This window comes from Alteromonas sp. 4NS20-0143 (assembly GCF_057542855.1).
In genome coordinates this window covers 124,410-148,770 of sequence record NZ_BAAJLR010000002.1, presented here as the reverse complement: position 1 = coordinate 148,770, position 24,361 = coordinate 124,410, and the positions used below count along the sequence as shown (strand labels likewise).

The window sequence follows — 24,361 nt, the reverse complement described above, 5'->3', positions numbered from 1 at the left end:
TAAGGCACTCTCCACAAGGACTTTTTATAAAAGCGAAAACAACGGCTTACTTATTAGCCAGCCACTAAGGTTAGGATAAGTTTGTATCGGCAAGAATAAAGAATTGTTTATCAATGATATGGAATTTTCTGTTTAAATTCCGCAATGCTGTTAATGGTGCGTTTTTCCCAGGTTGGCATAGGGTCAAATTTGCCGTCTGAATAGAGCACTATTTCGCCACAACGCTCTCTTTTAGCGAGCTGGTCGGCAAAGTCTTGAATATGTTCAAACGTGAGTTTTTTCACACATTCTGCCAGTTTTAAATTTCTGTTGAACTCCAAGTCCTGTGTACCAAGGCTTACCCATAACCTTTGTGACTTCATAGAGAGGGTTAGGTCCCGTTCTTCGAGCTGCTTTAAAAGGTTCTGTTGAATGGTGGGCCAATAAAATCGATAAAACTCTATTTCATGTAGCTGTTGATATAAAAACGTGGTCATGGCGTCAAGCAGAGGTTTTGGGCCTTTTTCAGGGCTTTGAATATAAAAGGCAATGCCAGGGTGCTGATTGTGCGGTACGTAACCAGTACCCACGATGTAACCAAGCTGTTGTTCAGTGCGCAGTGAGTTGAAAAACGGGGCTGCCAGCATCTGCTCTAAAACCATACACAAGGCAGTGTCAGATAAGCTTGCTGAAGGTGCTTGTAAGTATAAAACAACTGCACCGTCATCGTGTTTACAGGAAACTTGATGATAAAGAGTTTCACCAACGGGAAGCTTTGATACTGCTCGAGACAGTGGGCTACCCTGTGAATGCTCGCACAAGCGATAAGTCGATGTTGCAAACTGTTCTGCTTCGTTGCTCGTCCAGTTCCCATGCATAAAGGCTTCAGCAAAGAAATGCTTAAACGCGCTTTCTCTAGCTACGAGCATATCGTCATAGCAAGTGTCAGACATCACGTCTAAAAGCTCAATTGGCGCTTGCGTATTGCGCTGAATAAGTACGCTCAACCTCGAAAATAGGCGGTTAGTAGGCTTGTTGAGCAATGAATTATGAAGTGCTTGTTCCTGTAAATATTTGTGGTGCGAGAACGCCCGCTCATCAGGTATGAAATTAATCACCGCGTCCATCAATTGACTAGCGAGCAGGGGCTGTTGATTGGTAAAGCCTCGTGTGTGAAGTGTAAATCCCGCTTGATGCCCGTAAATACGATAATGTAGCCCCGCAATTTCAGCACGGTAATACTTTGCTTGTAAGTGATCGTTAAGCGCCCCCAACCAAATCCGCTTAGCGGCTACTGCCGTGAGAGATTCAGAAAAGCTTGTGGCGTCAAAAGAGATATAAATATCCCCTTTAGGACTGTGAAACTGTTGGTCTTGCGCAAACCAAAACTGATAGCCTTGTTTATCAATAAGTTTATTAGGAATGTGAAAGCCAGACTCTGGAAGCACGAGTTGGTACTCTTCGCCTAGATAAGGATTTGGGGGCGGAAGCTCGAGCTCGCCTAATAACGACGGCGAATCTAATGACGCTTTTACTTCTAGAGGTATGTCTTCAACGCTATACTTTGCCTCGTAAAACGCACACGTTTTATCTACCGGTACATCTTTAGAAATTACTTTTAAGCGAAGGTTTGCCGGTTTGAGGTGAGACAATGCATTAAGTATGACGCTATGGTCAAAGCTGCCTATTGTCGCTCTCAATTTGTTCAGTTCTTTAGGTGAGAAAACAAACTGATGCTGGGCGTACTCTGTGATTAGGTTCAATGGCTTTATATTTTCTTCATACTCTAATGCTAGCGCGTCAAGTTGTGCTTTTTCTTGATATCGCCATCCCTCAGTCGACGCTTGCTTAATCAATTCGATGTAACTAAATAAGGCTTGCAGCACCTTATATTTATTGATTAGTCCTTCATTCGTAAGCTGAAAGCTAACATTGAAGTCCTTAAAACCATCGCCCTCAATACCTGCTCCAGCAATGAGGTTTAACGCCCAGTCACGCTCTTTTAAAAACGCTAAGAGGCTACCTTCACCTTCATCGCCAATTAAGTGGCTTATATAGTTAAGCGGCTTACATTCATAGTCGTTTTGCAACGGTGGGAGAGCAAAGGTCACAATCATTCGCTTTGCCGACTGCAAAGGTTGAATATTAATTTGAATGCCTAATTCACTCTCACGATAAAGGGGAGGCCATTGGTCGTCAGCGAGCTCACCTGCATTAAAGCTACCAAAACATTGATGTATCAATGCGTTAAGTTGGTCTATCGGCATAGGGCTCGCTATGCATAGGCACAAATTGTTGCCGCAATAGCGCTCATTGTGCATTGCCTTAAGACGTTGCTTAAGTTCGCCCGCGGTATGTTTTGAAAACGTATCGCTATTGCCCACTGAAAACTTTGAGAATGGGTGCTGTGGGTTGCAGGTTTCTTTGTGAATTTGATAGAGACGTCTTAAATCATCCTTTTTCTTGAACTCGAACTCAGCGTGAATGTTTTTTACCTCATTGCTGATAGATAACTCTTCAAATAATGGCTGGCGCAGCATGTCGGCAAAACCGGGTAGGGTTTGAGCAAGAGAGCCTGCACGACAACTGTAATGATAGTTGGCGTATTCAGTGCCTGTCCACGCATTGAGCGTGCCGCCGTGCTGCTCAATAAAGTCGTTAATGGCATTAGGTTTTGGAAAGTGTCGGCTGCCCATAAACAACATGTGTTCAAGTAAGTGCGCAAGTCCCTGACAATCATGTGGGTCGTAAAAATGTCCAGAGCGCACCGCAATTGATACGTGTGCCTCTTCAGCATCGGGAGTATGGCATGCCATAACGCGCAGTCCATTTGGCAGCGTTATGTGATGAGCATTCTCAAACTTGATTGTGTTTTTCATGTCATCTCAGTGCGTTGTTTAACTCCCAACTTCTGGAGAAAGGATTTAAATATACATAGCAATACGAATAGATGATTAAAATAACCATTATTCAACGGTTAGCGCTAGTCGTATTATCATGTCTCTGATATCTTTACGGTATCTTCACTAATACTATGCGCAATGTTATGTCAGGTCAAAGTAGCAACGATGACATTTATATCTTTATTATGCGTCATGGAGAGGCCGAATCACCTCGGTTAGATGATAAAAGTCGCCAACTCACGGAAGTAGGGCAACAACAGTCAAAGTCTGCAGCGCTTTGGTTAGCGCAGCACTACTGCATCGATGGTACTGTCGATTTAGCGTTAGTGAGCCCTTACAGGCGTGCTAGGCAAACTTATGAAAAAGTGTCTTCGACTATCAGTAGCGACAAGCTAGAGATTAATGAAGATATCACCCCAGAAGGCTCACCAAAGCTGGTAAGCGACTATATCAGCGCTAGAATACACGCTTCGGTTAATGCTAAACGTCCCATCAAAAAACTCTTAATTGTAAGTCACATGCCCCTTGTGAGTTATCTAGTGGATGAGGTTTGCAGCTTATACACTACTAGTCTCTTTGCCACAGCGTCTATCGCGGTGGTCAAATACTCACTGAGCAGCATGAAAGGCAGTTTGGTAACTCACTATCAAGGCTTTTAATTCGCACTAATTCCTTTTGCCCACATAGCCTTAGATCAAGGCGCTATATTTTCTTTGACGATTAGTTAAGTTAATTGCGCTACCGCCGATAACTTTCTTGAGAGTGTCAGTGTGTATATTATCGAAGGGTTGGGAAATGGATAGTAAGTCTATTCCTGAGCTCCTCAAGCGTTCACTTCAGTCGCATATGGCTGAGGCTGATTTGCGTGAAGATGAGGAGACGCAGGATATTATTGCAAAGTTGTCTGTATTGTCAGACAAGGTTGCTGCAGCGAAAGCAAAAGCCCTTGAAAAAAGAGCCCAGCGATTAGTGCATGAAAAAATCGCCGATGAAAAGCTTTCCGACTAGGGACGCTTTATAGATAAGCTGCTTATTTTAAAATTAAAGAGTAAAGGAATTTTTGCCAAAAAAAGGATTTGTGTTCAAAGCGCATGGATTGACATATTGGCCAGCGCTTTGTCAGAACAGCGCTTTCCCGACCAGAATGATCCGAGGTGGGAGTAACTAGGGCGTGATGCCCTAGATAGAGGTGTTGTTTTTCTCAGCGCTGTAAAATTCCGGCATCACACGCACGGTTTTAATCATGTTTTCTGTAATGTCCACAATTTCCAATGGATAACCGGCAAGCCTGACGCTCACTTTGTTCTCCGGTATTTCTTCTAAGTATTCTAACAACAATCCATTCAACGTTTTAGGGCCTTCAATAGGCAGGTTCCAATTCATCTCTTTGTTCAATTCGCGAACGTTGGCACTGCCATCCACCAACACCGACCCATCCTGCTGTACATGAGCTTCCTTACTGTGATCGGGCACCATGCTGGTGGTGAAATCGCCAATAATTTCCTCAAGAATATCTTCGAGCGTGACTAAGCCCATAATATCGCCGTATTCGTCAACGACTAAGGCTATGCGCTCCTTTTCCGCTTGAAACTTATACATTAGGGTGTGCAGGGGCGTTGACTCTGGAGTGAAATAAATTTCGCGCACAGCGCGCAACAAGCTCGATTTAGTGAACTGATCTTTAGACAGCAATCGAAGGGCATCTCGCACATGCACAAAGCCTACTGCATCATCCACACTATCGCGATATAGCAGTACGCGGGTATGCTGCGCATGTGTTAGTGCTTTTTGAATTTTTTTCCAATCATCATTGATATCAATCGCAAATATTTCAGCTCTTGGCACCATAATGTCTTCGGCGGTCACACTTTCAAGGTCGAGTATGCTCACCAACATGTCTTGGTGTTTTTTCGGTATCATTGTACCTGCTTCAAACACCACGGTACGCAGTTCTTCTCTGCTTAGTGAGTCATCATTACCATTCGCTGGGCTTATTCGAAGTATGGCTAGAATGCCATTTGTAATACCATTGATGGCTGCAACAAAAGGGTACAAAACGGTAAGTAATGGCAAAAGAATTAACGAACTAGGGAAAGCGATTTTTTCAGGGTAGAGCGCAGCGAGGGTCTTTGGTGTGACCTCTGCAAATATGAGCAGTATAAGGGTTAAACCAAACGTAGCCGCCAAAATACCCCAGTAGTCTCCAAACAAGCGAATGCATAAAACCGTGGCTAACGAAGACGCCGCAATATTCACCAGGTTATTGCCGATAAGAATAAGTCCAATGAGTCGGTCTGGCCTGTCGAGTAGTTTTTGTACTCGCATTGCCGCTCTGTTCCCTTCGCTTTGAAGGTGCTTGAGTCGATAGCGATTTATCGACATCATCCCAGTTTCTGAGCTAGAAAAATATGCAGATAATAATATGAGTACGCCGAGCGCAATAAACAGCGTACTCGTTGATATGTCGTCCAAAAAGGTGGCTTCCTATCTAATGCTGGTCTTCAAATGTAATAAGTTGAAGGCTGGGTTTCAAGCAAAAAAAGGGCAATAAAGTATTATTGGCTTCAATCCGCTCGTAAAATTACCGCGCAATGGTATTCCCGATATTAGCTTACAGCAAGAACTCTCGCACTAGCTTGCTACCAAAGTAAGCCAGAGTGAGCAATATCACGCCAGTAACTGTCATTAAAATGACTTGTCTTCCACGCCATCCTCGTAACTTTTGTCCAATCACAAGTACCAAGAAGACAACAAGGGCTGCGGCGGATAACACGGTTTTGTGAGCATAAGTCTTGCTAAACATATCCTCTAAAAAAACAAATCCGCTAAGCAGTGATACGGTAAGCAGTGATGTCCCGGCAAGCAATAACTTGAATAAAATATTTTCCACTAACATAAGGGGGGGGAGTGAAGAGTGTAATAAGGCAGCACCCTTTTGCTTGAGTCGATAGGTGATGTAAGACATTTGAAGCGCGTATAAAAACGCAATGACAAGGGTGCAGTAGGCGAATAAGGATAAGCTTATGTGCACGACTAAACCCGGCTGTAATTCAATATGCATGATGTAAGAAACGGGAACAAAAGCAGCAGACAGCACAGCAAGCGCAGCAAACCCAAATACTACGGGTAATAAAATGAGGTTAGGAATGGAGCGAGCAAAAAGCAGCATTGAAACGGTGATGATCCAAGATACCAAAGACAGCACGTTGGTTACGCTCATGTTCTGGCCGGGGGCAATGATGATCACGCTGATAAGAAAAGCGATGTGAGCGATAGCACCTAAGCTGGCCAAAGAAAGGGCGAGGCGTTTATTAGGGCCTTCGTGGTGTACAAATTTGCCAATTAAAACGGCTGCGGCCAAGGTATAGAGTAGCGCAGCGGAAATGGCGAAAAGCGTATTCATTATACTTCCTGTGATACGTGGGTGAATCGTCACCGAATAAGTCGCTATTGATACTGCAACTTTAGGCTAAATTCAACCACCTCCTTGATTTTGTTTGCTTCAATACCACTTATTACGTAATAAAATAGCGGCGGGAAGCCAGGGCGTGTTGACCTTTGATGTCAATTTTTGCAAAGGTCAGACGCTCAAATAATACAGCAAAAACAAGGCGTAAATTTTAACGCATTTGCGGGTACGTTCGCTGTGCCTTTTACGATACAATACGGACATTGCGTCTGAAATCAAAAGAAGTTTCATACTATGTTTGAAAATTTATCTGAACGCCTAGGCCAGACATTACGAAATGTAAGTGGCAAGGGGCGTCTTACAGAAGACAATATTAAAGAGACATTGCGCGAAGTGCGCATGGCGCTATTAGAAGCAGATGTGGCCCTGCCGGTAGTGAAATCTTTTGTTGCTCAAGTAAAAGAAAGAGCCGTCGGTACCGAGGTAAGTAAAAGCCTCAAGCCCGGTCAGGTGTTTATTAAGATTGTACAATCTGAACTTGAAGCTGTTATGGGGGAAGCGAATGAAAAGCTAAACCTAGCCACCCAGCCTCCCGCCGTTATTTTAATGGCTGGTTTGCAAGGTGCAGGTAAAACCACTTCAGTAGGTAAACTAGCTAAGTACCTCACCGAGCGTGAAAAGAAAAAAGTGATGGTGGTGAGTGCCGACGTTTATCGTCCTGCGGCGATAAAGCAGCTCGAAATGCTAGCTAACGAAGTGAATGTAGGTTTCCACCAGTCGAGCATTCTTCAAAAGCCAATTGATATCGTGGAAAGCGCAATTGATGAAGCCAAGAAAGGCTTTTACGATGTGCTTTTAGTGGACACTGCCGGTCGACTGCACGTCGACAACGACATGATGAGCGAAATACAAGAACTGCATAGCTCTGTAAAGCCCATCGAAACCCTGTTCGTTGTCGATGCAATGACCGGTCAAGATGCTGCTAACACGGCCAAAGCATTCAATGATGCCTTGCCGCTTACCGGCGTTATCTTAACCAAGGCCGATGGTGATGCGCGAGGCGGTGCTGCGCTGTCTGTTCGCCATATTACCGGCAAGCCAATCAAATTTATTGGTATGGGTGAAAAGGTTGATGCCTTAGAGCCGTTCCACCCTGAGCGTATAGCGTCTCGTATTTTAGGTATGGGTGACGTACTTAGCTTAATCGAGGAAGTAGAGCGCAAGGTTGACAAGACCAAAGCAGAAAAGCTTGCGAAAAAAGTTCAGAAAGGGAAGGGCTTCGACCTAGCTGACTTTAAAGATCAGCTTGAGCAGATGAAGAACATGGGCGGCATGATGGGAATGCTTGATAAGCTTCCTGGCATGGGTGGCATGTCAGAGAAGATTAAAGATCAGGCCAATGATAAGCAGTTCAATCAAATGGAAGCCATCATTAACTCAATGACACCCGCGGAACGCGCTCGTCCTGACATCATCAAAGGCTCTAGAAAGCGCAGAATAGCGACTGGCTCTGGAACGCAAATTCAAGACGTAAATCGCCTGTTGAAGCAATTCACGCAAATGCAAAAGATGATGAAAAAAATGTCAGGCGGTGGTATGAAGAAGATGATGCGTCAAATGAAAGGCATGACACCGCCAGGTGGTGGTTTTGGTGGTCCGGGAGGGCCAGGCGGTTTTGGCGGTGGCCCAGGCGGATTTCCACCAAGATAACGGCTAACGCGTTTGATGAAATACAAAACCTCAATAATGGCCAATTATTGAGGTTTTTTACTTAAGAAAAGTTATAAAACTGAAACAGGAATTCTATGGCAGGCTTAAAACGAATTATTCTTATCGACACTCATCTTCCGGGTGTCGTTGAACTCAAGCTTGATGGACACACAAATATTTGTGGTACCAATGCGTCAGGTAAAACAACGCTTCAACGACTTATTCCCGTTTTTTACGGTGAGTATCCAAGTCGTGTTGTCCCTGCGACACGAGACAGCTTTGAGCGCTGGTACCTGCCTCGCCTTTCTAGTTTTATTATTTACGAATACGCCCGTGCAGACGGCGATTTATGCCAAGCGGTGCTAAGTTCAAATGGCACCGGAGTGAACTATCGTCTCATCGGTAAGCCCTTTGAAATAAGTGACTATCTGATTGAACAAAAGAGCGGTAAACACGCGAGTGTTAGCAGTGCCGAATTAGCGCGAGCGATGAAGCGCAACAACGTGATGGTAACGAGTTTGCTTAACACTAAAGATTTTCGCGCAATTATCCAAAACGACCACGGCGTGCTGAATCAAAGTAATACTGCACGTGAAGTGCTCGGCTACGCCAAACTGTTTAGTTTGTGCGAGTCGTCTAAGCATATGCGTCATATCGAAAAACTCGCCAAAGCGGTGCATTCTAAAGAAGGAAAAATGGAAACGATCAAGGCAATGATCGCAGCCATATTAGAAGAAGATGGCGTCACACCGCCTACCTCAGGATTAAGCCGCAACCGCGTAGATGATTGGATCAAAGAATGCCACCTAATTAAGCAGTTCGATAAAATAAGGCCAGAGTTTTCGAGGCTAGAACAAGCGGACATGGCCTTAAGCAACACCGAACTTCAGCTGGCAACGCTTAAGCATACCTTTGAGCTGGATAAAACGTATCTATCTGCTCGCGTAGAAACTACAAAAAACGAGCTCGATGAAAATAACTTTCAACGCAAGCAAACCGACAGTGAATGGGGCGATAATCGCGACCATCTCAATCAAGTCATATCATCTGCACGTGCTGACGTGGAAAAATATACGATTGAGCTTGAAAATGTTGAAGGTGAATTTGATAAGTGGCAAGAAGAGGACATCGAGCAACTTAAAGAAGACGTGGGCAATCTATCTCAGTGGTATAGCAAGAAAGAGCTTAGTGTAAGCCGCTATGCGCTGCTTACTGAAAAGCACCAAGACATAGAGTCGGCCTACAACAAGCGGTTAGCCGAACTCGGTGAAAACCTCTCCGCTACTCTAGATGAACTTTCTCAGGCGAGACAAGAAGCCGCAGAGCACAAGTCTTTACAACAGCAAAATGAGCGTGAGGCGCTGGCGAAAATTAGCAACGACTACAGCGAGCAGTTAAATACGCTACAGAGCGATTTTTCAAGCAATGTTAACGAACTTAAAGTATACGAAGCAGAGTTAAAAGCGTCTCTGAGTAATGCTGGGTACAACGAGTTTGAACAATCTCAGCTGGATATTTTAGATGCAGCAATCAAAGAAGCGTCGATTAATGAAGATACTGCACGAGCAGAGCTTCGCCAGTCCCAGCAAACACACACAAAAGCCTGTGAATATCGTAAAACCTGCTCTCAAGCATTAGATAAAGCACGGGCTTCGTTTCAGCAGGAAGAAAAGTCGGTTAACAAAATAAACGGCTTGCTGTATCCCGGCGAAGGGTCTTTGCTCGAATTTTTAAGAGCGAATGTGGACGACTGGGAAGTATCCTTAGGTAAAGTGATTCGCCCAGAATTGCTGGACCGCACTGACTTGGCTCCCACCATGGAGAAGCAAGCCGATACGTTCATGGGAGTGAAGTTAGCGCTTAATGAGCTGGATACGCCGGATTATGCTTCTACAGAACAAGCATTAAAACAGCAGCTTAAAGATGCTGAGATTCGCCAAGCAGCTGCATTGGCAGCGCAAAACGAATGTGAGCAGCGATTGGCCAAGGCCAACGAAGATGTGCGCAACACAGAGTTATCACTTACACAAAAAGACAATGTGGTTAAAAGTGCCGAAGCTAGCCGAAAGCGCGCTCAACAAGACAGAGATACGGTGCTTAGTGAGTACCAGCAAACCTTGTCAGAGAGAAAGCAGAAGGCGAAAGCAAAGCTAGAGGCTAATCAACAAAGCCAAAAACAAGTAAAAGCGCAATTTGAACAAAGCCGAGACGAAATTAACGATCAGCAAAGAGAAGCTGAGACGGAACATAAGTTTCATTGGCAGCAGCTTATTTCAGATACAGACGCTCGATTATCTCAACTAGACAGCGACATGCGTAAAGCGAGAGAGAGCGCAGCTCAAGATCGCAAAGATATGCAGCACTGGTTAGAGAGTGAATTGAATAATCGAGGTGTTGATGTTGACGAAATTGGCCAGCTTAAAAAGTTGATCAATCAGTTAAAAGAAGATATTTCGCGCACAGAAACTCACCGTCACAAAGTCGCAGACTACGAGCGCTGGTATACCAATGTGTTCACTAAACAAAAAGTGGTGTGGCAAGAAGGGTTATCTAAGGCTCGCAAATCATTAGGTGAGTCTGAGCGCAGCCTTGCGAGCAAGCAAAGTACGTATAAAACGAAAAGAGAGCAGTTAAAAGAGCAGCACACACAGCTAGAAAGCACGCTTAAAACCACCACCGAGCACCTTGAGCAAGTTAAAAACTTGAGCAAGTCGTTGGCTAAGCTCACGCTACAGGCTAGCGATGATACTGCTGAGATTAAGCACGACGAAGTGAGTATTGGCCAGCGCATATCAGAAGTGCAAAGTCAGCTGCAAGAGCGTGACAATCTACTCAGTGATATTCGCGCTTATGTGGAACGATTTGATCAGCTTATTGCGGCGCAGGCCGGCACAGGGCTCTCTGATACGTGGGAACGCGCAAGAGAAGAATGCGCCACAATTAACGCGCATGGCGTCAAAAGTTTTGATCATCGACGCATGGTGTCTCATTTATCACAGCTGCTTAACGTTATTGTGCCTCAAAAGCTGCAAGGGCTCAGAGAGCAGGGCAGGATCTTTGGTGCCGATTTATCTCAGTACTACTTTGTATTGGCAGATATCGATAAGCGCATCGTATCTCAAAGTCGTCGAATTACCCAAGAGGTGGATGGTGAGCTGTTCCTTGATGGTGTGTCAGACTCCGCTGTTAAAATCCGTTCTCGTATCAGTGAACTTGAATTCTGGCCAGAGCTTGAGCAATTCAGAAAGCATTATGAATTCTGGATGGAAGAAGGGGCAAATGAACTGCCTGAAGAAGAGTATGGCCAAAGCATGCGCAGAGTCCTTGATATTCTAGGGCGAGCCGCACTCACAGGTGGTATCAGCAAATTACTCGATATTGAGCTGCATCTGCGGGAAGGAAATAGCGACCTGGTTATTCGCACCGACCGCCAGCTTAATGAGTCGTCCAGTCACGGAATGGCTTATCTTATTTTGTGTAAGTTCTTATTGGCATTTACTCGCCTATTGCGTCAAGACGCGGGTGCAACTGTGCATTGGCCTATTGATGAGCTCGGTACGCTGCACCAAAGCAACGTGAAAAAGATATTTGATGCGTGTCAGAACAACAATATCAGCGTAGTGGGCGCATTCCCTAATCCAGAGTCAGAAGTGCTCACACTGTTTGAGAACCGATACCTTATCGACAAAGTGACACGCCAGTTACAAGTGGTTCAACCAAAAGCGAGCAGCATAGCAGCGCGTATAAAAGCCAAAAAGCACAGTGATGCCGTAACACAGGAGCCGTCGTTATGATGACAGAACAAGGTCGCGTGTTAAGCGCATTGTTGCAAGGGACTTTTATTTGCCAAGTTACTGATGAGGAAGCGTGGCGCTTTCTCAAAAGTCGTGACAACGCGGCAAAGCTAGAACCGCATTTAACGCTGCTTAATCGTACTCTCTCAACCACAGCAGAAGGCGAAGTATTTTTTGCCAGCTATTCCACTATTGGTGAGCAAGAGCGCAAAGTGCTTACGCAGCAGTTCCAAGATACGGCGTCTAACCTAGTGCCTCTCATCGAGTGGCTGTTACTAGTTCAGCAGGCCAATGAATCTGATATGCCCATTACTATGGGCAGCGCTATTCGACTCAATGAATTGCAAGGTAGCATTGAAGATACGCCCGCCTACGGCGAGCAATTAGAGAAGATATCTCGTTACCGAATGTTTGGCTCTACCAGCGTTAACGTGGACGGCCAGCTTAAGCAGGTGTTTAAGCGCCTCACTGAGCTAGGCTATTTAATTAAGCCAAACCCAGATAAGCAAATCTATTTGGGAACTGGCAAGATTGAACACCTTTATGAAACTTTACGCTTTATTGATGAGACTGAAGCATTGAGCCTGTCTGAGCAAGCGGAGGCTGCGGTATCTCAAGGTAACCTGATATGAGCCAGGTATTACTTCAAGCTGGAACCAAATTGCTCAATGCATTAGGTCGCCACAGCGACCTAATCATGAAAGCGTATATTAACGGCTCTGTAAAAGAGCGTGATCACAGCAGCAAAGTACTTGAGCAACTTGTTCAACTCGGCGTGTTGTGGCGCCCAGAAGCGCAAAGTGAACTGCGTTTAAAAAGTGCTGTACGCACTCTTTTAGAGGGCAGTTTACAAGACGAGAGAAATCGTACGATAAATGCCAACGTTGGGGCATCACTCGCGAGTTTAAAAACCCTGACTGAACACTATAAAGAAGCACTCCATTACAATAAATTCAACGAAGCTGCCGCGCACATGAGCGACCTGACAGAGCACGTTTATCAGCTGTCGGAAACGCTGAGTAATAGTGTAAGAGTAATGTTTAGTCGAATTAATAATGAATTTGGCTATGTCTCTTCGGTAGACGCGAAAATTCGAGAGAATGAGTTAGCACAACAACAAGTTACCGACTTACTTGCGCAACTTGAATGCTTTCGGTTCGATGAGCTCAGTGAAATTGCGGGGTCGAATCGTGAGCTTAGGCATCTGCTGGTGGTATCGCTACAGCAGCGATTTTCGAAAGCCGCCCAAGAGCTCTCGGTTGTGCAAGCACGACTTCTTGATTTACTGGGCCGATTTAGAGAATTTCAAGGCCGAACCCGGCTTCTTAAAGGCTTTCTGTTGCATATGGAGCAACAGCCTGATTTTGCTCCAGGCAATTACGCAAACCTGACCAATGTCCCTGTATTATTTAATCACAGTGCTGCCACAATTTCTCAGGCGGCCGCAGACGTGAACAACGTGGAGCATGAGAGTGATTACCATGACATGGTGGCAACGCTTACGCATATCCACAAAAAACGCGGAACGCAAGATGACGGTAAGCCCGCCGATATTGATGTTACCGAACAAGCTACCCTATCTCTTGAAAAAGAGCCTTTGCAAAAAGCCGTTGAAGCTTATTTTTGTGATGTTATTGACTCTGGACAAGCAAAGACAGCTTTAGATTATTACGAGCAGCAGCAGCTCGAGTTTGACCCTGAAGTATGGCTTTACCAAGTGATTGGTGGTTATCAGGCGTTAGATGATGAAGAGAAGCAGTTTTTTGCTTTAGAGCCTCACGGCATGAACGATAAGATTTACACCGGTAATTTTTATATTAGTGATATCACATTAGGCTTGCGCTAAACCCTAAAAATATTTGATGGCAAGCGCTTGATATTACTCAGCGGCGTCTCTATTTTAAAAAAATATTTACAAAAAGTTCACGTAGTGAGCTATATAATTTAAGTGGACGTAATCATGCTGTCATCACAGTGTTGTAGCTTTATACACAGTGATAGCAGCGCCCACGTTAGCTCGGTCAGTCCGACCATATGATGTTCTAAATTATATTTCTACAGGACGTAGAATCGTTGTGGTGCTGGTGCGTACAGTACGAAGAGGAAGATGTTATGCAATTATCAGAACAACAAAGTTTTAACCAAGCCCTTATCCAACTATCTGTTTTGCTTTATCAAGTAGATGGTGTAGTGACATTATCAGAGCAAGACTACCTCAGTGACATTGTGGATACACTTTCATGGGAAAGCCCAATTTGCCCAGAAGCCTTTCTCAATGACACCATTTATCAAACACGAAAGGCCATAGATACGGGAGACGCAGTCTCTTACATGCGCAGCTTGAAAAATGCGCTTTCCTTCGACGCTGATAAAACCCTTGAAGTGGCAATGGCCATAACAGGTGTTGATGGAGAGCGAAGCGAAGCTGAGACCGAGCTTCTATCACTGCTTACTCATAAAGTGCTCGCCAAAGCCCTTGTCTCTGGTAGTGAGACCGTTCAGTAGAAGTGAATCTATACATAAATCGTATCGCTGTGTGTTAAAAGCACAGCGGTACAACAACCCCTCCTTTTATGGTGCTTATGCCTCAACATGTTAGCGAAAATAAAATTGGGCAGAGCCTATCAGTATTGGTACTGTTTCCGCTGCTTACGAGCTGTCATTCTTTCGACGATGCTCAAAGCGACGCCAGCTTTAATGCCAGCACTCAACCGTTCCCCACTCAGGTTGCTCCTTTTGCTAATTACAAAGAGCAAGTCTTTAACTATTTGAGCGCCAATCGCAGCTTTGTTGGAACAGACAAAAGCGCTGAAATTGCTATGAATATGCCATTTGAGTGCGGTATTTCAGTTAATGATAAAGGCCTGTTTCTCGTACATGGTTTAGGCGACTCTCCGTACTTTTTTAGAGAGCTAGCCGCCACCCTGTGTGATAAAGGGTTGAGAGTGCGCGTAATGTTATTACCTGGGCATGGTTCAAAACCTGGCGACATGCTTTCGGTGAGTTACGAGCAATGGCAAGCAGAGACAGATTTTCAGCTTGAGCAATTTGCCTCTACGGTTGAGCAGCTTTATGTGGGTGGGTTTTCAACAGGGGCTAACCTCACCACCATTAGCGCCTTTGATAGAAATGATATTAACGGGATGATTCACTTTTCCCCAGCGTTTAAATCTCGTTTTTTCGTATCTAAACTAGCGCCTTATATTGATACGCTTTACCCTTGGCCGAATGTGGAAGCTGAAGACAATCCAAGTCGCTACAATTCTACCGCCATGCCCGGTTTCGCGGCTTACCAAGAAAGCGTGAATGCACTAGCGCGCCGGTTTGATAATGGCAATGGGAATAAAACGTCATTAGATGTTCCCGTGCTAATGGTATTGGCAGAAAAAGACAGTGTTGTAGATACACAACATGTTGCCCAACGCTTTAAAGAAAACTTTACCAATGATAAAAAGTGTTTACTTTGGCAGGGCGAGGAAGCCCCAGACGTATTTATTGATAATCCGTTGATGTCTGGGCAGCTGCTTATGCAATCAATGAATTTGCCAGAGGAGCGTATAAGCGCCGCATCGCATATGAGTTCGTTGTTTTCTGCTAGAAACTCGCTATACGGCACGCAAAGCACATTTAAAATTTGTGATAACGGCCAAGGGAGTGAATCAGAAGCGCGCTGTAAAGAAGGTAAAGAAGGTAAAGAAGGTAAAGACTTATGGTATGGCCCTTGGGGCTATGACGATGAGGATGCCAACCGTGTTTACGCAAGGCTAACCTACAACCCTTACTTTGATGTGATGATAGATAAAATAGTGGCATTTACCAGCGATGAGTCTGCGGGTGACTTTTGCACTCTCTAGAATTTTTGCATTGCCTTTGTTTATCAACACTTGGTTTGTATTGAGTTTTCAGTACACAACCTCACACCATCCATGGTTGTTGAGCATGGTGTATATTTTGTGCGTTTGGTGCATACCCCTGTGCCAATAATCGTACCAGGCTCAAAGCTACCACCTGTTTCTCCCGACCCAGTAACACCACCATTGAATATCGTCTCTTGCGCAATACTTTCAATATTTTTGAGTAAGCAATTCGATACTGCGGATTGCGTCAGATCAACTGGGTGCCCACCACCACCCATGAAAGTAGACAATGGAAAACCATCTACTCTTGATGCTGCTTTATCTAACTCGAATCTAAAGTCCAACTCTCTCTCTCCAGATGCGCTTGCATTCCCAGCAAATAAGACTTTATAAATGAGTTTGTTATCAGTGCCGCCATATGACTTTTTTACAAAGGAGTCTAAGTTGTTATATTCCCAAGAAATATCGGCACCGCCTGCATCAGCCGATATTTGAACCCCAGCACCGTTAAATCTTACTTCTTCATATACATCGTTCCAGCCTCTTGTGACTATTGTTCGAGCTAAGTTCTTTGTTAGCTCTCGCAGTACATCTTTTTCTGCTGTAGGTTTAAAAATAACGGATGGGTGGTTATTACACGAATCGTCAGCATTAGTGCTATAAGTGTTAGTTTTGTGAGACGGAGAATATCGACTGGATGATAGGTTTTGAACCGAATTAGAGAAACCATTTATTGCATCTCGAAACTCTTTATTTATCTCATAGAATGCTCGAAGGGCAGCTGATTCATTTGCATTGATGCTTTTGTTATTTACAGTAACTTTTACTGCGTCTGTATATTGGTTGTGATTTGTAGCTTCAATCTCAAACTTGAATGCCTGTGAACTAATAGGGTTAGCCACAATGACAATATTTAATGTCGTGTTGCATTGAAATGTATCATCGAACGTTGGCATACCATTTGACCCTGAAGTACAAGCTATCGGCTTGAACCTCTTTTGGGCTATGTTATACGCGTCCTCGTAATCGCACGTGTCGCAAGAGTACGTTTTTGTCAGTTGGCCAGCAAAAACTTGACTCGATAATAGCCAAACTAGTGATAACAGTATTCTTTTATTCAAAACCATTTCCTTATCGGTTTTTTTACATTTAACAACCATCTGGTTAACATTAGCATGTTCCGCAGATATTTTAAAAACACTGCGACCACATGACTATAAGATTAACCCTGATGAACTGAAATTTTGTTTTTAAATAAACGAATATAGTGTCTAGGGTTTGTAATGCACATGATTTTTAAAATATTTATCACCATCAAAACAAAAAGGCCGCTCTTCAAGAACGACCTTTCAATTAGCTAAGCGTTATTTGCTGTTTTTACGCTATTGGCACTTACGTATGTGGCTGAGCTTCCTCTAATTCCCTTTCAAGCTGGTCACTAGCATCAGCTCTAGGCTTAGTAAATCGGGCTAGAGCAAGATACAGCACAGGAGTGAGGTATAGCGTGAAAACAACCGCAATACCTAGGCCGCCAAATACCACCCAACCAATAGCATTTCTTGCTTCCGCACCAGCGCCAGTGGATAGAATTAATGGAAGCCCACCTAAAATGGTAGACACCAATGTCATCATAATAGGTCTTAAACGTACCGTGCCTGCTTCCACAATAGCATCGTAAACAGAATACCCTTTATCCCGAAGCTGGTCGGCAAACTCAATAAGTAATATGGCGTTTTTCGCCAAAAGGCCAATGAGCATGACTAAGCCAATCTGTGAGTAAACGTTTATTGAAGTACTGGTTAAGAACAATGCATAAACCGCCGCCGCAATACCAAAGGGAACAGTCAGCATGACTACTACTGCACTGTTAACACTCTCAAACTGTGCAGCCAATACCAATAGCACAATAACAAATGCCAGTACGTAGGTAAGTGCGACTTGCTTAGACGTTTCTTCAAAAGTTTGTGCTTCACCTAAAAAGATAAGGCCAATACCATCTGGCAATGTATCTTGAGAAATAGCGCGTATTTCTTCAACCACATCACTCAGCGCCTTATCTTCAGGCAGCTCAACTTCAAGCTCAATGGCTCTACGTTGGGCCTGACGCTCCAATTCTGCTGCTACGCCTTCTTCGCTAATGTAGGCCACGCTCGATAGTGGGACAAGGTTGCCATCAGTACTCTTCACGTAGAGGTTAGTCAGATCTGAAGGCGCCATCGTATTTCTATTGCTGGTTTGAAGCATGATGGGAATAGACTGATCGCCTACGTTCAAATCGGCAATGTCATCGCCATTTACCGCGGCGCGTAGTGCACTAGAAATGTCATTTAACGGCACACCAAGCTCTTCAGCACGTCGTCTGTCGATATTCACACGCAGTTGTGGCTGAGTAGGGTCATAACTCACCCGTGGACGGCCTAAATAGGGTAGCTTAGTTTCTATTTCAGTGGCAAAAGTCTGCGCTGCCTGATAAATATTTTCATACGTATCACCGGTTAACGCCATTTCCAAACCGCCGCCTTGTCCGCGAAGATTCAAACTATTTCCGCCAAATGCGTTTCCAGGTGCGCCAGGAATAGCCTGCAGGCCTGGGCGAATTTCATTGACCACATCTTGTAGCGACATATCGCGGTCGTCCCAATGCTTCAGGGGCGCGGTGATAAAGACAATGTTCGGATCCCATTGCCCAACTACGGTGTACATAGAATCTATTGTGCCTTTTTCCACATAAGGAAGCAGCATCTCTTCCATCTTCTCGGCTTGTCTATCCATAAAGTTAAGACCGGCACCGTCAGGACCACGAGCAAAAATGCGTATCGTTCCACGGTCTTCACTAGGCAGTAGTTCATTATCGATATTACCCGATAATATATAGGCGCCACCGCCGGCTGCTAGACTTAATACACCAACAACCCAACCATATTTTAGCGCTTTTAATAGCGATGATTGATACAGCGAAAGACACGCGTTACCAAATCGGCCAAAGGTGGCGTTAAAAAAGCTTTTGCCGTTTTCTTTTGGCTTTTTGACTGCAAGACGGGCAGTAAGCGCAGGCACCAGTGAAAGGGCAACGAACGAGGAAATGATCACTGCGCCGGCTAATACACCGCCAAATTCTCTAAAGAGTTTACCTGCCGTAGATGGCAAAAACGCAATGGGGATAAATACAGATGCAAGTACTGCGGTTGTTGCCACTACCGCAAAAAACACTTCTCGTGTACCAATCACCGCAGCTGCCCTTGCGCCAAGGCCCATGCTGCGACGGCGCTGAATATTCTCTGACACAACAATAGCGTCATCCACAATCATACCGGTGGCAAGCACAAGCGCTAGCAAGGTCAAAATATTAATGGAAAAGCCCATTGCCCAGATTATTGCAAGCGCACCTGCTAAAGACACTGGAATGGATAGGGCGGGGACGAGCGTTGCGCGCCACGAGCCAATAAAGACAAGTAACGTAACAATCACTAGCGCCACAGTGAGGCTAAGTGAAATAACCACTTCTTTCACCGAGTCACGGATAAATTCGGCGTCGTCTGCGGTGACCACAATATCCATATCAGTAAAGCGTTTGTCTAGTTCACCCACCATTTCAAGCACTTCATCAGAGATTTCAATGGTGTTAGAGCTGGCTTGACGAATAACCCCCAAGCCAATAACCGGCATGCCGTCTAATCGCACCATACTGGTTGAATCTGCTGGGCCAAAATATACGCTTGCTACATCGTTAACCCGTATGTCGCCTGATATAACGATATCGCCAACATCTTGGGCTGATACTGACGTAGCGTCAGCTCGAACAATAAGAGCCTGTTCAGATGACTGAATACTACCGGCGGGCACATCAAACGGAGCTAAAACAAGCGCGTCGGACACGTCTCTCATCGACAGTCCAAAGCTGGTTAATCTCAGTGGATCGACTGACACCCGGAGCACGCGCTCCCTTTCACCGCGCATATTGACATCAGCAACCCCTGGAATACTTAAAAATAAGGGGGCGACATCGGTATTTACTCGTTCGGTGAGTGTTTCCATATCAAGTGTTTTACTCGATATAGCTAAGCTCACAACAGCTTGAGCGTCGTTGTCAGCGCGAATAATGGCAACCTGTTCAACATCTTCAGGAAGCTGTCGCTGTACGCGGCTTACTGACTCACGGGTTTCGTTCGCGGCGTCCTCTAGGTTAACACCAGGGCGGAACTCAACACGAATACGGGCCGAGTTTTCTTCGCTTTGCGCTGAAATGTTTTTTACACCACTTACCCGCGCTACCGCACCTTCAAGGCGACTGGTTACTTCTGCGTCAACCGTTTCAGGTGATGCACCAGGGAATGTCGCTGTAACTGTTACTCGCGGCGTATCTACATCGGGAAGTTCGCGAACCTCAAGACCGCTTAACGCTGCAAACCCAGCAATAGCGATAAGCAAATTTAAAACAACAATAAGTACTGGACGTCTTATCGCTAGCGATGGAAGGTCGTTTGCCTGTGAAGAAAGTTGTTTATCACTCACCGGCTGGCCCCCCAGCTATTTCGGTAGTGATAGATTGGCCAGTTCTCAGGCGCTGTACACCCTCAGCAATGAGTGTGTCACCATTAGTGATATCACCCGATACCAATATTATGCCACGAAGACGTTGATGAACATTTACGTCTAATTTTTGTGCTTTGCCATCTACCGCAAGCCAAATGTAAGCACCAGTGGCACCCCATAATAAAGCTGATTCTGGAACGGCGGCAAATCGGTCGCCCTCAATGGAAAGATTAACTCGAAAACTCATGCCTGGTCTGAATTGATCAGATGAATTGTCCAAAAGAGCTCGTGCTCGTAGTGTTCTGTCGGTTTCATTGATACGCGAATCTACCTGCGCAATCTCTGCTTTCACGCTTTTTTCTTTATCACTCCACGGCTCTAGGATAACCTGCGGACCGTCTAGCAATACAGCTAGAGCTGCTTCAGGAGCTTTAAAGTTAACAAACAGCTTGCTACGATTGTCCAGCGTGGTGATCATCGTCTGCTCATTAATACGGTCGCCCACTTCCACGTCGGTAAAGCCAACAACGCCGTCAAAGGGCGCAACAATACGACGGTCTTCTAAATCTGTCTTTGCATCTTCTAACGCGACTTCTGCTAAATCACGCTGTGTCTTGGCAAGGTCAAGTTCATTTACCGGGATTGCCCCTTTTTTGTAACTCGATGCAAGACGTTCGACGGTACGCTGGGCGTCAGCTAGGGTAAGTTCAGCGCGCTTTAATGCAGTTTTTTGTCTGCGGTCGTCAAGGCGAACAAGTACTTTTCCTTCCTCGACATTTTGACCGGGCACAAAATTAATCTCAGTAACCTCGTCGGCTACAGCGGAATAAAGCACGATAGACTGCACTGCTTCAGCGCTACCTACCGCCTCAACCTTGCGAATCTCGTTCATGAATTCGATAGGTTTTGTCACAACCAACTTGGCTTGTCGGTCACCCATGTATTGACCGTGTGCGAACGGCATAAACAAAAATAAAGAAAAAAGACCAATCCATGTCTTCATTGTGCGAACCACTGACTTGTTCATTTTGTAACCCATTAGTTATAAGTTTTTTGTCTTTTAATTAGACTTTTGGCTAGTGCAAATTTATACCGTATAGCACCATAGGCGGTTCAGCTAAGCAATTGCAGTTCAGCGTATTCCCTATACAGGGTATCGCTTTTCATCAAAGAGGCATGATCCCCGGTGGCCACTATGCTTCCTTTATCCATTACAACAATGCGGTCGGCGTGTTGAACCGTTGCTAGTCGATGAGCAATCACAATGCTGGTTTTCCCTTCCATTAAGCGGTTAATTGCCTGTTGAACCATTCGCTCACTCATGGCATCGAGGGCACTGGTTGCCTCATCAAGCAGTAAAATAGGTCGGTCGGCTAAAATAGCCCTAGCAATGGCAATACGTTGTTTTTGCCCACCTGATAATTTAATTCCGCGTTCACCAAGCTGGGTGTCGTATCGGTTATCAAGGGCATCAATAAATTCATGGGCGAAAGCGAGCTTTGCCGCTTTAACCACATCCTCATCAGTGGCTTCGGGTTTTCCATAGCGGATGTTGTCCATCACAGAGCGGGCAAATACCACGGGCTCTTGGGTTACTACGGCTATTTGATCACGTAATTGTGCTAATGGCAGGTTGTTGATGTTGGTTTCGTTAAATACAACGCTGCCTGATGAAGGCTCATAAAAACGCATAAGAAGCTGAAATAATGTCGTTTTGCCTGCGCCGCTAGGGCCAACCAGCGCCAGTTTTTCTCCAGCGCGGATATTGAGGTTGAGGTTAGTAAACAGTGCTTTACTACTTGGGTAGCTAAAACTGACGCTGTTGATGTTTATAGCAGGGGATGCGTTTTCCGCTAATGTGACAACCGTTTCTTCATTGTCTGTATTACTTGAAGGGGGCTGAATATCTGATTCAGCTTGGATAAGTTGATAAAGACGCTCGCTGGCGCCCACGCCGCGCTGCACTTCTCCTATAACTTCACTTATTGTAGCGACGCTGCCACCAGCCATTACTGCATAGAACAAAAAGGCGGATAGTTCACCGACGGACATTTGCCCTTCTAGCACTTGGCGTGCGCCAACCCATGCGATAAAAATAATCGCCGTCATGCTTAAACACATTATGCAGCCAATAAGCAGCGAGCGATAATGTATTCGGTGTTCAGCGGCCCCCATGGCAGCCTCTACTCTTGAGGCAAAATGAGAGCGTTCTTTATTTTCTGCCGTATAAGCCTGCACTGTCATGATTTCATGAAGACTCTCATCTATGTGTGAGCCTAGGTCTGCCACTTTGTCTTGACTAATTTTGGCAAACTTCCTGACTTGTGGAGCAAGCACTTTAATAGGCACTAATACCGCAGGTACTGCCACAATAACGCACAGCGTTAACAAGGGGCTCGATATACCCATTAGAATCAGAGCACCAATGAATGTAATCACAGAACGCAGAGTCATTGACAGGCTCATACCAACGACGGTCTGGATAACCGTGGTATCACTGGTAAATCGAGAGATAACCTCACCGGTTCTCAATTCGGCAAAAAACGACGGGGGCAATGACAGCAAATGAGAATAAACCTGGTTTCTTATATCCGCGCTTACTCTCTCACCTAGCCATGTCATTAAATAGAAACGAGCATAGGTAGCAATACAGGCTACCAAGGTTATACCTAGTACAACAACGGTTGCCTGATTCAGCGTATCAGAAGCGTTGTCCACAAACCCGTTGTCGATAGCATATTTGATCCCTTGGCCAAGCATTAGCCAAGCAACAGCGGCCGTGAGCAAGGCGACAACTGCACCCGCTACTCTTTTTTTGTAATGGCTTAAGTGAGAGCCAATCCAATGCAAAACCTGTTTAGTGGACACTTCATCAAGTGGAGTCGTCAAAATAGCCTCTTTTTAAATACTTCGGGGGTTTGTTCACGTTGCTCTGCAATCGCAACATGCGGCGCAGTAGAATTGAGTATACGTGTTAATGGCTCCAGTTGATTTGTACATGCGACTACATTTGCAGTAAATCAGTTGGATGGGAGTTAGCCACTTTTCGATAAGCTAATTTTTCGTTGCGCCGCTTTTAGGAACAAAGTACTTGTTTGCTGCTGTCAGCGTTGTCTCAGGTTTGCTTATATGTTGAATGTAACCCGCGCTAAAACAGTCTTGGGTGTGGAAGGTGTTTAGTTTATGCTACAAAAACAACAAATAAGGTTGCAGACACTTCTGTGTTAAACCTTTCACTTATGGAGCACCCTGGTGAATTTTATTGAGCCACTATTTCAAAAAGTCCAGCGAATGTGGGTGGGGTTTGTAGAGCTACTTCCGCTACTTGCAATTGCACTCGTGGTTCTCATCATCACATGGCTGATGGCTCGAATTCTCACTGCTGTCCTAAAGCGGTCTTTAAAAAACTCGAAAATTCGCCGTTCATTGTGCGAATTATTCGCCAGTCTTATAAAGGTAACGGTATGGACGGTGGGCTTTCTCATTGCCATTACGATTATATTTCCTAGTCTCACCCCAGCGAAGTTACTAACCGTATTAGGGTTGGGCTCTGTAGCAGTAGGCCTTGCGTTTAAAGATATTTTCGAGAATTTTTTTGCGGGAATATTGATTATGCTGCGCAAACCCATGCGTATCGGAGATTTCGTTGAATGCGAGAGCATCAATGGACGAGTAGAAAAAATAACGGTTCGAGAAACCTATCTTCGCAAAACGGATGATCAGCTCATCATCGTTCCCAACAGCTTTCTTTTTAAAAACCCAGTCTATGTACTCACGGATCTGTCACTTCGTCGCTTTGACCTTGTTGTTGGCGTTGCCTATGGTGAAGATGTCGACACTGCCCGTGAAGTTATTCGTAGCGCATTAGAAGGGCTCGATGACATAAATCAACAGCGAGGTGTTGAAGTTTACGCCCGTGAATTCAATTCATCGTCTCTTGATTTCACCGTTCGCTGGTGGGCAAACTCACGACCTATCGATATGCATAAAAGTAGGGATATCGTTGTAACAGCAATTAAGAAAGCGTTAGACGAAGCCGGTATTGAAATTCCATTCCCTTATCGCACGCTTACGTTTAAAGAGCCGCTGCCGCTTAGCAACCACAATGATAATGAACCTGTATGATGACAGCAGATGCTATTACTCACCCTATTTAATCGCTTATATTAAAAAGGT

At 44.9% G+C, this 24,361-nt stretch carries 16 protein-coding genes; 9 read left to right on the top strand and 7 right to left on the bottom strand.

All coding sequences use genetic code 11. The features are described 5' to 3' along the window. Nucleotides 1-110: 110 nt before the first annotated feature. Nucleotides 111-2,858, bottom strand: a complete 2,748-nt coding sequence (locus AC27HD_RS04420) for an insulinase family protein (protein ID WP_487104080.1) — start codon at nt 2,856-2,858, stop codon at nt 111-113. Nucleotides 2,859-3,025: 167 nt separating this feature from the next. Here AC27HD_RS04420 and sixA point away from each other — a divergent pair, with 167 nt between their 5' ends. Together sixA and AC27HD_RS04410 are read left to right on the top strand one after the other, a co-directional pair. Next, nucleotides 3,026-3,541, top strand: coding sequence for a phosphohistidine phosphatase SixA (gene sixA / locus AC27HD_RS04415; RefSeq protein ID WP_487104078.1), 516 nt, complete (start codon nt 3,026-3,028; stop codon nt 3,539-3,541). 136 nt (nt 3,542-3,677) lie between these two features. Further along, entirely contained in the window at nt 3,678-3,890 is a 213-nt protein-coding gene (locus tag AC27HD_RS04410; RefSeq protein WP_032094535.1) for a hypothetical protein, read from the top strand. Nucleotides 3,891-4,061: 171 nt separating this feature from the next. Here AC27HD_RS04410 and AC27HD_RS04405 read toward each other — a convergent pair whose 3' ends face one another. Together AC27HD_RS04405 and AC27HD_RS04400 are read right to left on the bottom strand one after the other, a co-directional pair. Further along, complete coding sequence (locus tag AC27HD_RS04405; RefSeq protein ID WP_032094536.1) at nt 4,062-5,354, bottom strand: HlyC/CorC family transporter; 1,293 nt, start codon at nt 5,352-5,354, stop codon at nt 4,062-4,064. A 139-nt stretch (nt 5,355-5,493) separates the two neighbouring features. Further along, complete coding sequence (locus AC27HD_RS04400) at nt 5,494-6,285, bottom strand: cytochrome C assembly family protein (protein WP_487104075.1); 792 nt, start codon at nt 6,283-6,285, stop codon at nt 5,494-5,496. Between the two features lie 300 nt (nt 6,286-6,585). Here AC27HD_RS04400 and ffh point away from each other — a divergent pair, with 300 nt between their 5' ends. The 6 genes from ffh to AC27HD_RS04370 all read left to right on the top strand — a co-directional run bounded on the left by ffh (nt 6,586) and on the right by AC27HD_RS04370 (nt 15,649). Continuing rightward, nucleotides 6,586-8,001, top strand: coding sequence for a signal recognition particle protein (ffh, locus tag AC27HD_RS04395; RefSeq protein WP_032094538.1), 1,416 nt, complete (start codon nt 6,586-6,588; stop codon nt 7,999-8,001). Between the two features lie 95 nt (nt 8,002-8,096). Further along, entirely contained in the window at nt 8,097-11,795 is a 3,699-nt protein-coding gene (locus tag AC27HD_RS04390) for an ATP-binding protein (protein ID WP_487104073.1), read from the top strand. Next, a complete protein-coding gene (locus AC27HD_RS04385; RefSeq protein WP_032094540.1) occupies nt 11,792-12,427 on the top strand; it encodes a hypothetical protein in 636 nt (211 codons plus the stop codon). The genes AC27HD_RS04390 and AC27HD_RS04385 overlap by 4 nt, the downstream gene beginning before the upstream one ends. Next, nucleotides 12,424-13,641 (top strand): phosphoenolpyruvate carboxylase, encoded by a 1,218-nt coding sequence (locus tag AC27HD_RS04380; protein WP_269517877.1) that lies wholly within the window; start codon nt 12,424-12,426, stop codon nt 13,639-13,641. Before AC27HD_RS04385 ends, AC27HD_RS04380 begins: the two co-directional genes overlap by 4 nt. A gap of 266 nt (nt 13,642-13,907) precedes the next feature. Continuing rightward, nucleotides 13,908-14,300 carry a TerB family tellurite resistance protein gene (locus tag AC27HD_RS04375; protein WP_032094542.1) on the top strand — a complete coding sequence of 131 codons (393 nt, stop codon included), beginning with the start codon at nt 13,908-13,910 and terminating at the stop codon, nt 14,298-14,300. A 77-nt stretch (nt 14,301-14,377) separates the two neighbouring features. After that, nucleotides 14,378-15,649, top strand: coding sequence for an alpha/beta hydrolase (locus AC27HD_RS04370; protein WP_487104070.1), 1,272 nt, complete (start codon nt 14,378-14,380; stop codon nt 15,647-15,649). A 23-nt stretch (nt 15,650-15,672) separates the two neighbouring features. Here the strand turns inward: AC27HD_RS04370 and AC27HD_RS04365 are convergent, their stop codons facing one another. From AC27HD_RS04365 to AC27HD_RS04350, 4 genes are all read right to left on the bottom strand, one after another. Next, complete coding sequence (locus AC27HD_RS04365) at nt 15,673-16,608, bottom strand: hypothetical protein (protein WP_487104068.1); 936 nt, start codon at nt 16,606-16,608, stop codon at nt 15,673-15,675. Nucleotides 16,609-17,044: 436 nt separating this feature from the next. Then, on the bottom strand, nt 17,045-20,164 hold the full coding sequence (locus AC27HD_RS04360; protein WP_032094544.1) for an efflux RND transporter permease subunit: 3,120 nt from the start codon (nt 20,162-20,164) through the stop codon (nt 17,045-17,047). Next, complete coding sequence (locus AC27HD_RS04355; protein WP_487104066.1) at nt 20,157-21,212, bottom strand: efflux RND transporter periplasmic adaptor subunit; 1,056 nt, start codon at nt 21,210-21,212, stop codon at nt 20,157-20,159. Before AC27HD_RS04355 ends, AC27HD_RS04360 begins: the two co-directional genes overlap by 8 nt. Nucleotides 21,213-21,298: 86 nt before the next feature. Next, nucleotides 21,299-23,074 carry an ABC transporter transmembrane domain-containing protein gene (locus AC27HD_RS04350; protein WP_052010018.1) on the bottom strand — a complete coding sequence of 592 codons (1,776 nt, stop codon included), beginning with the start codon at nt 23,072-23,074 and terminating at the stop codon, nt 21,299-21,301. Nucleotides 23,075-23,437: 363 nt separating this feature from the next. Here AC27HD_RS04350 and AC27HD_RS04345 point away from each other — a divergent pair, with 363 nt between their 5' ends. Further along, nucleotides 23,438-24,310, top strand: coding sequence for a mechanosensitive ion channel family protein (locus AC27HD_RS04345; RefSeq protein WP_487104064.1), 873 nt, complete (start codon nt 23,438-23,440; stop codon nt 24,308-24,310). Nucleotides 24,311-24,361: the final 51 nt, after the last annotated feature.

Excerpts from the sequence above, each read along its gene's own strand:
- AC27HD_RS04420 (WP_487104080.1), bottom strand. The coding sequence starts at position 2,858 with ATGAAAAACACAATCAAGTTTGAGAATGCTCATCACATAACGCTGCCA.
- sixA (WP_487104078.1), top strand. The coding sequence starts at position 3,026 with ATGTCAGGTCAAAGTAGCAACGATGACATTTATATCTTTATTATGCGT.
- AC27HD_RS04410 (WP_032094535.1), top strand. The coding sequence starts at position 3,678 with ATGGATAGTAAGTCTATTCCTGAGCTCCTCAAGCGTTCACTTCAGTCG.
- AC27HD_RS04400 (WP_487104075.1), bottom strand. The coding sequence starts at position 6,285 with ATGAATACGCTTTTCGCCATTTCCGCTGCGCTACTCTATACCTTGGCC.
- ffh (WP_032094538.1), top strand. The coding sequence starts at position 6,586 with ATGTTTGAAAATTTATCTGAACGCCTAGGCCAGACATTACGAAATGTA.
- AC27HD_RS04390 (WP_487104073.1), top strand. The coding sequence starts at position 8,097 with ATGGCAGGCTTAAAACGAATTATTCTTATCGACACTCATCTTCCGGGT.
- AC27HD_RS04385 (WP_032094540.1), top strand. The coding sequence starts at position 11,792 with ATGATGACAGAACAAGGTCGCGTGTTAAGCGCATTGTTGCAAGGGACT.
- AC27HD_RS04380 (WP_269517877.1), top strand. The coding sequence starts at position 12,424 with ATGAGCCAGGTATTACTTCAAGCTGGAACCAAATTGCTCAATGCATTA.
- AC27HD_RS04375 (WP_032094542.1), top strand. The coding sequence starts at position 13,908 with ATGCAATTATCAGAACAACAAAGTTTTAACCAAGCCCTTATCCAACTA.
- AC27HD_RS04370 (WP_487104070.1), top strand. The coding sequence starts at position 14,378 with ATGCCTCAACATGTTAGCGAAAATAAAATTGGGCAGAGCCTATCAGTA.
- AC27HD_RS04365 (WP_487104068.1), bottom strand. The coding sequence starts at position 16,608 with ATGCCAACGTTCGATGATACATTTCAATGCAACACGACATTAAATATT.
- AC27HD_RS04355 (WP_487104066.1), bottom strand. The coding sequence starts at position 21,212 with ATGAACAAGTCAGTGGTTCGCACAATGAAGACATGGATTGGTCTTTTT.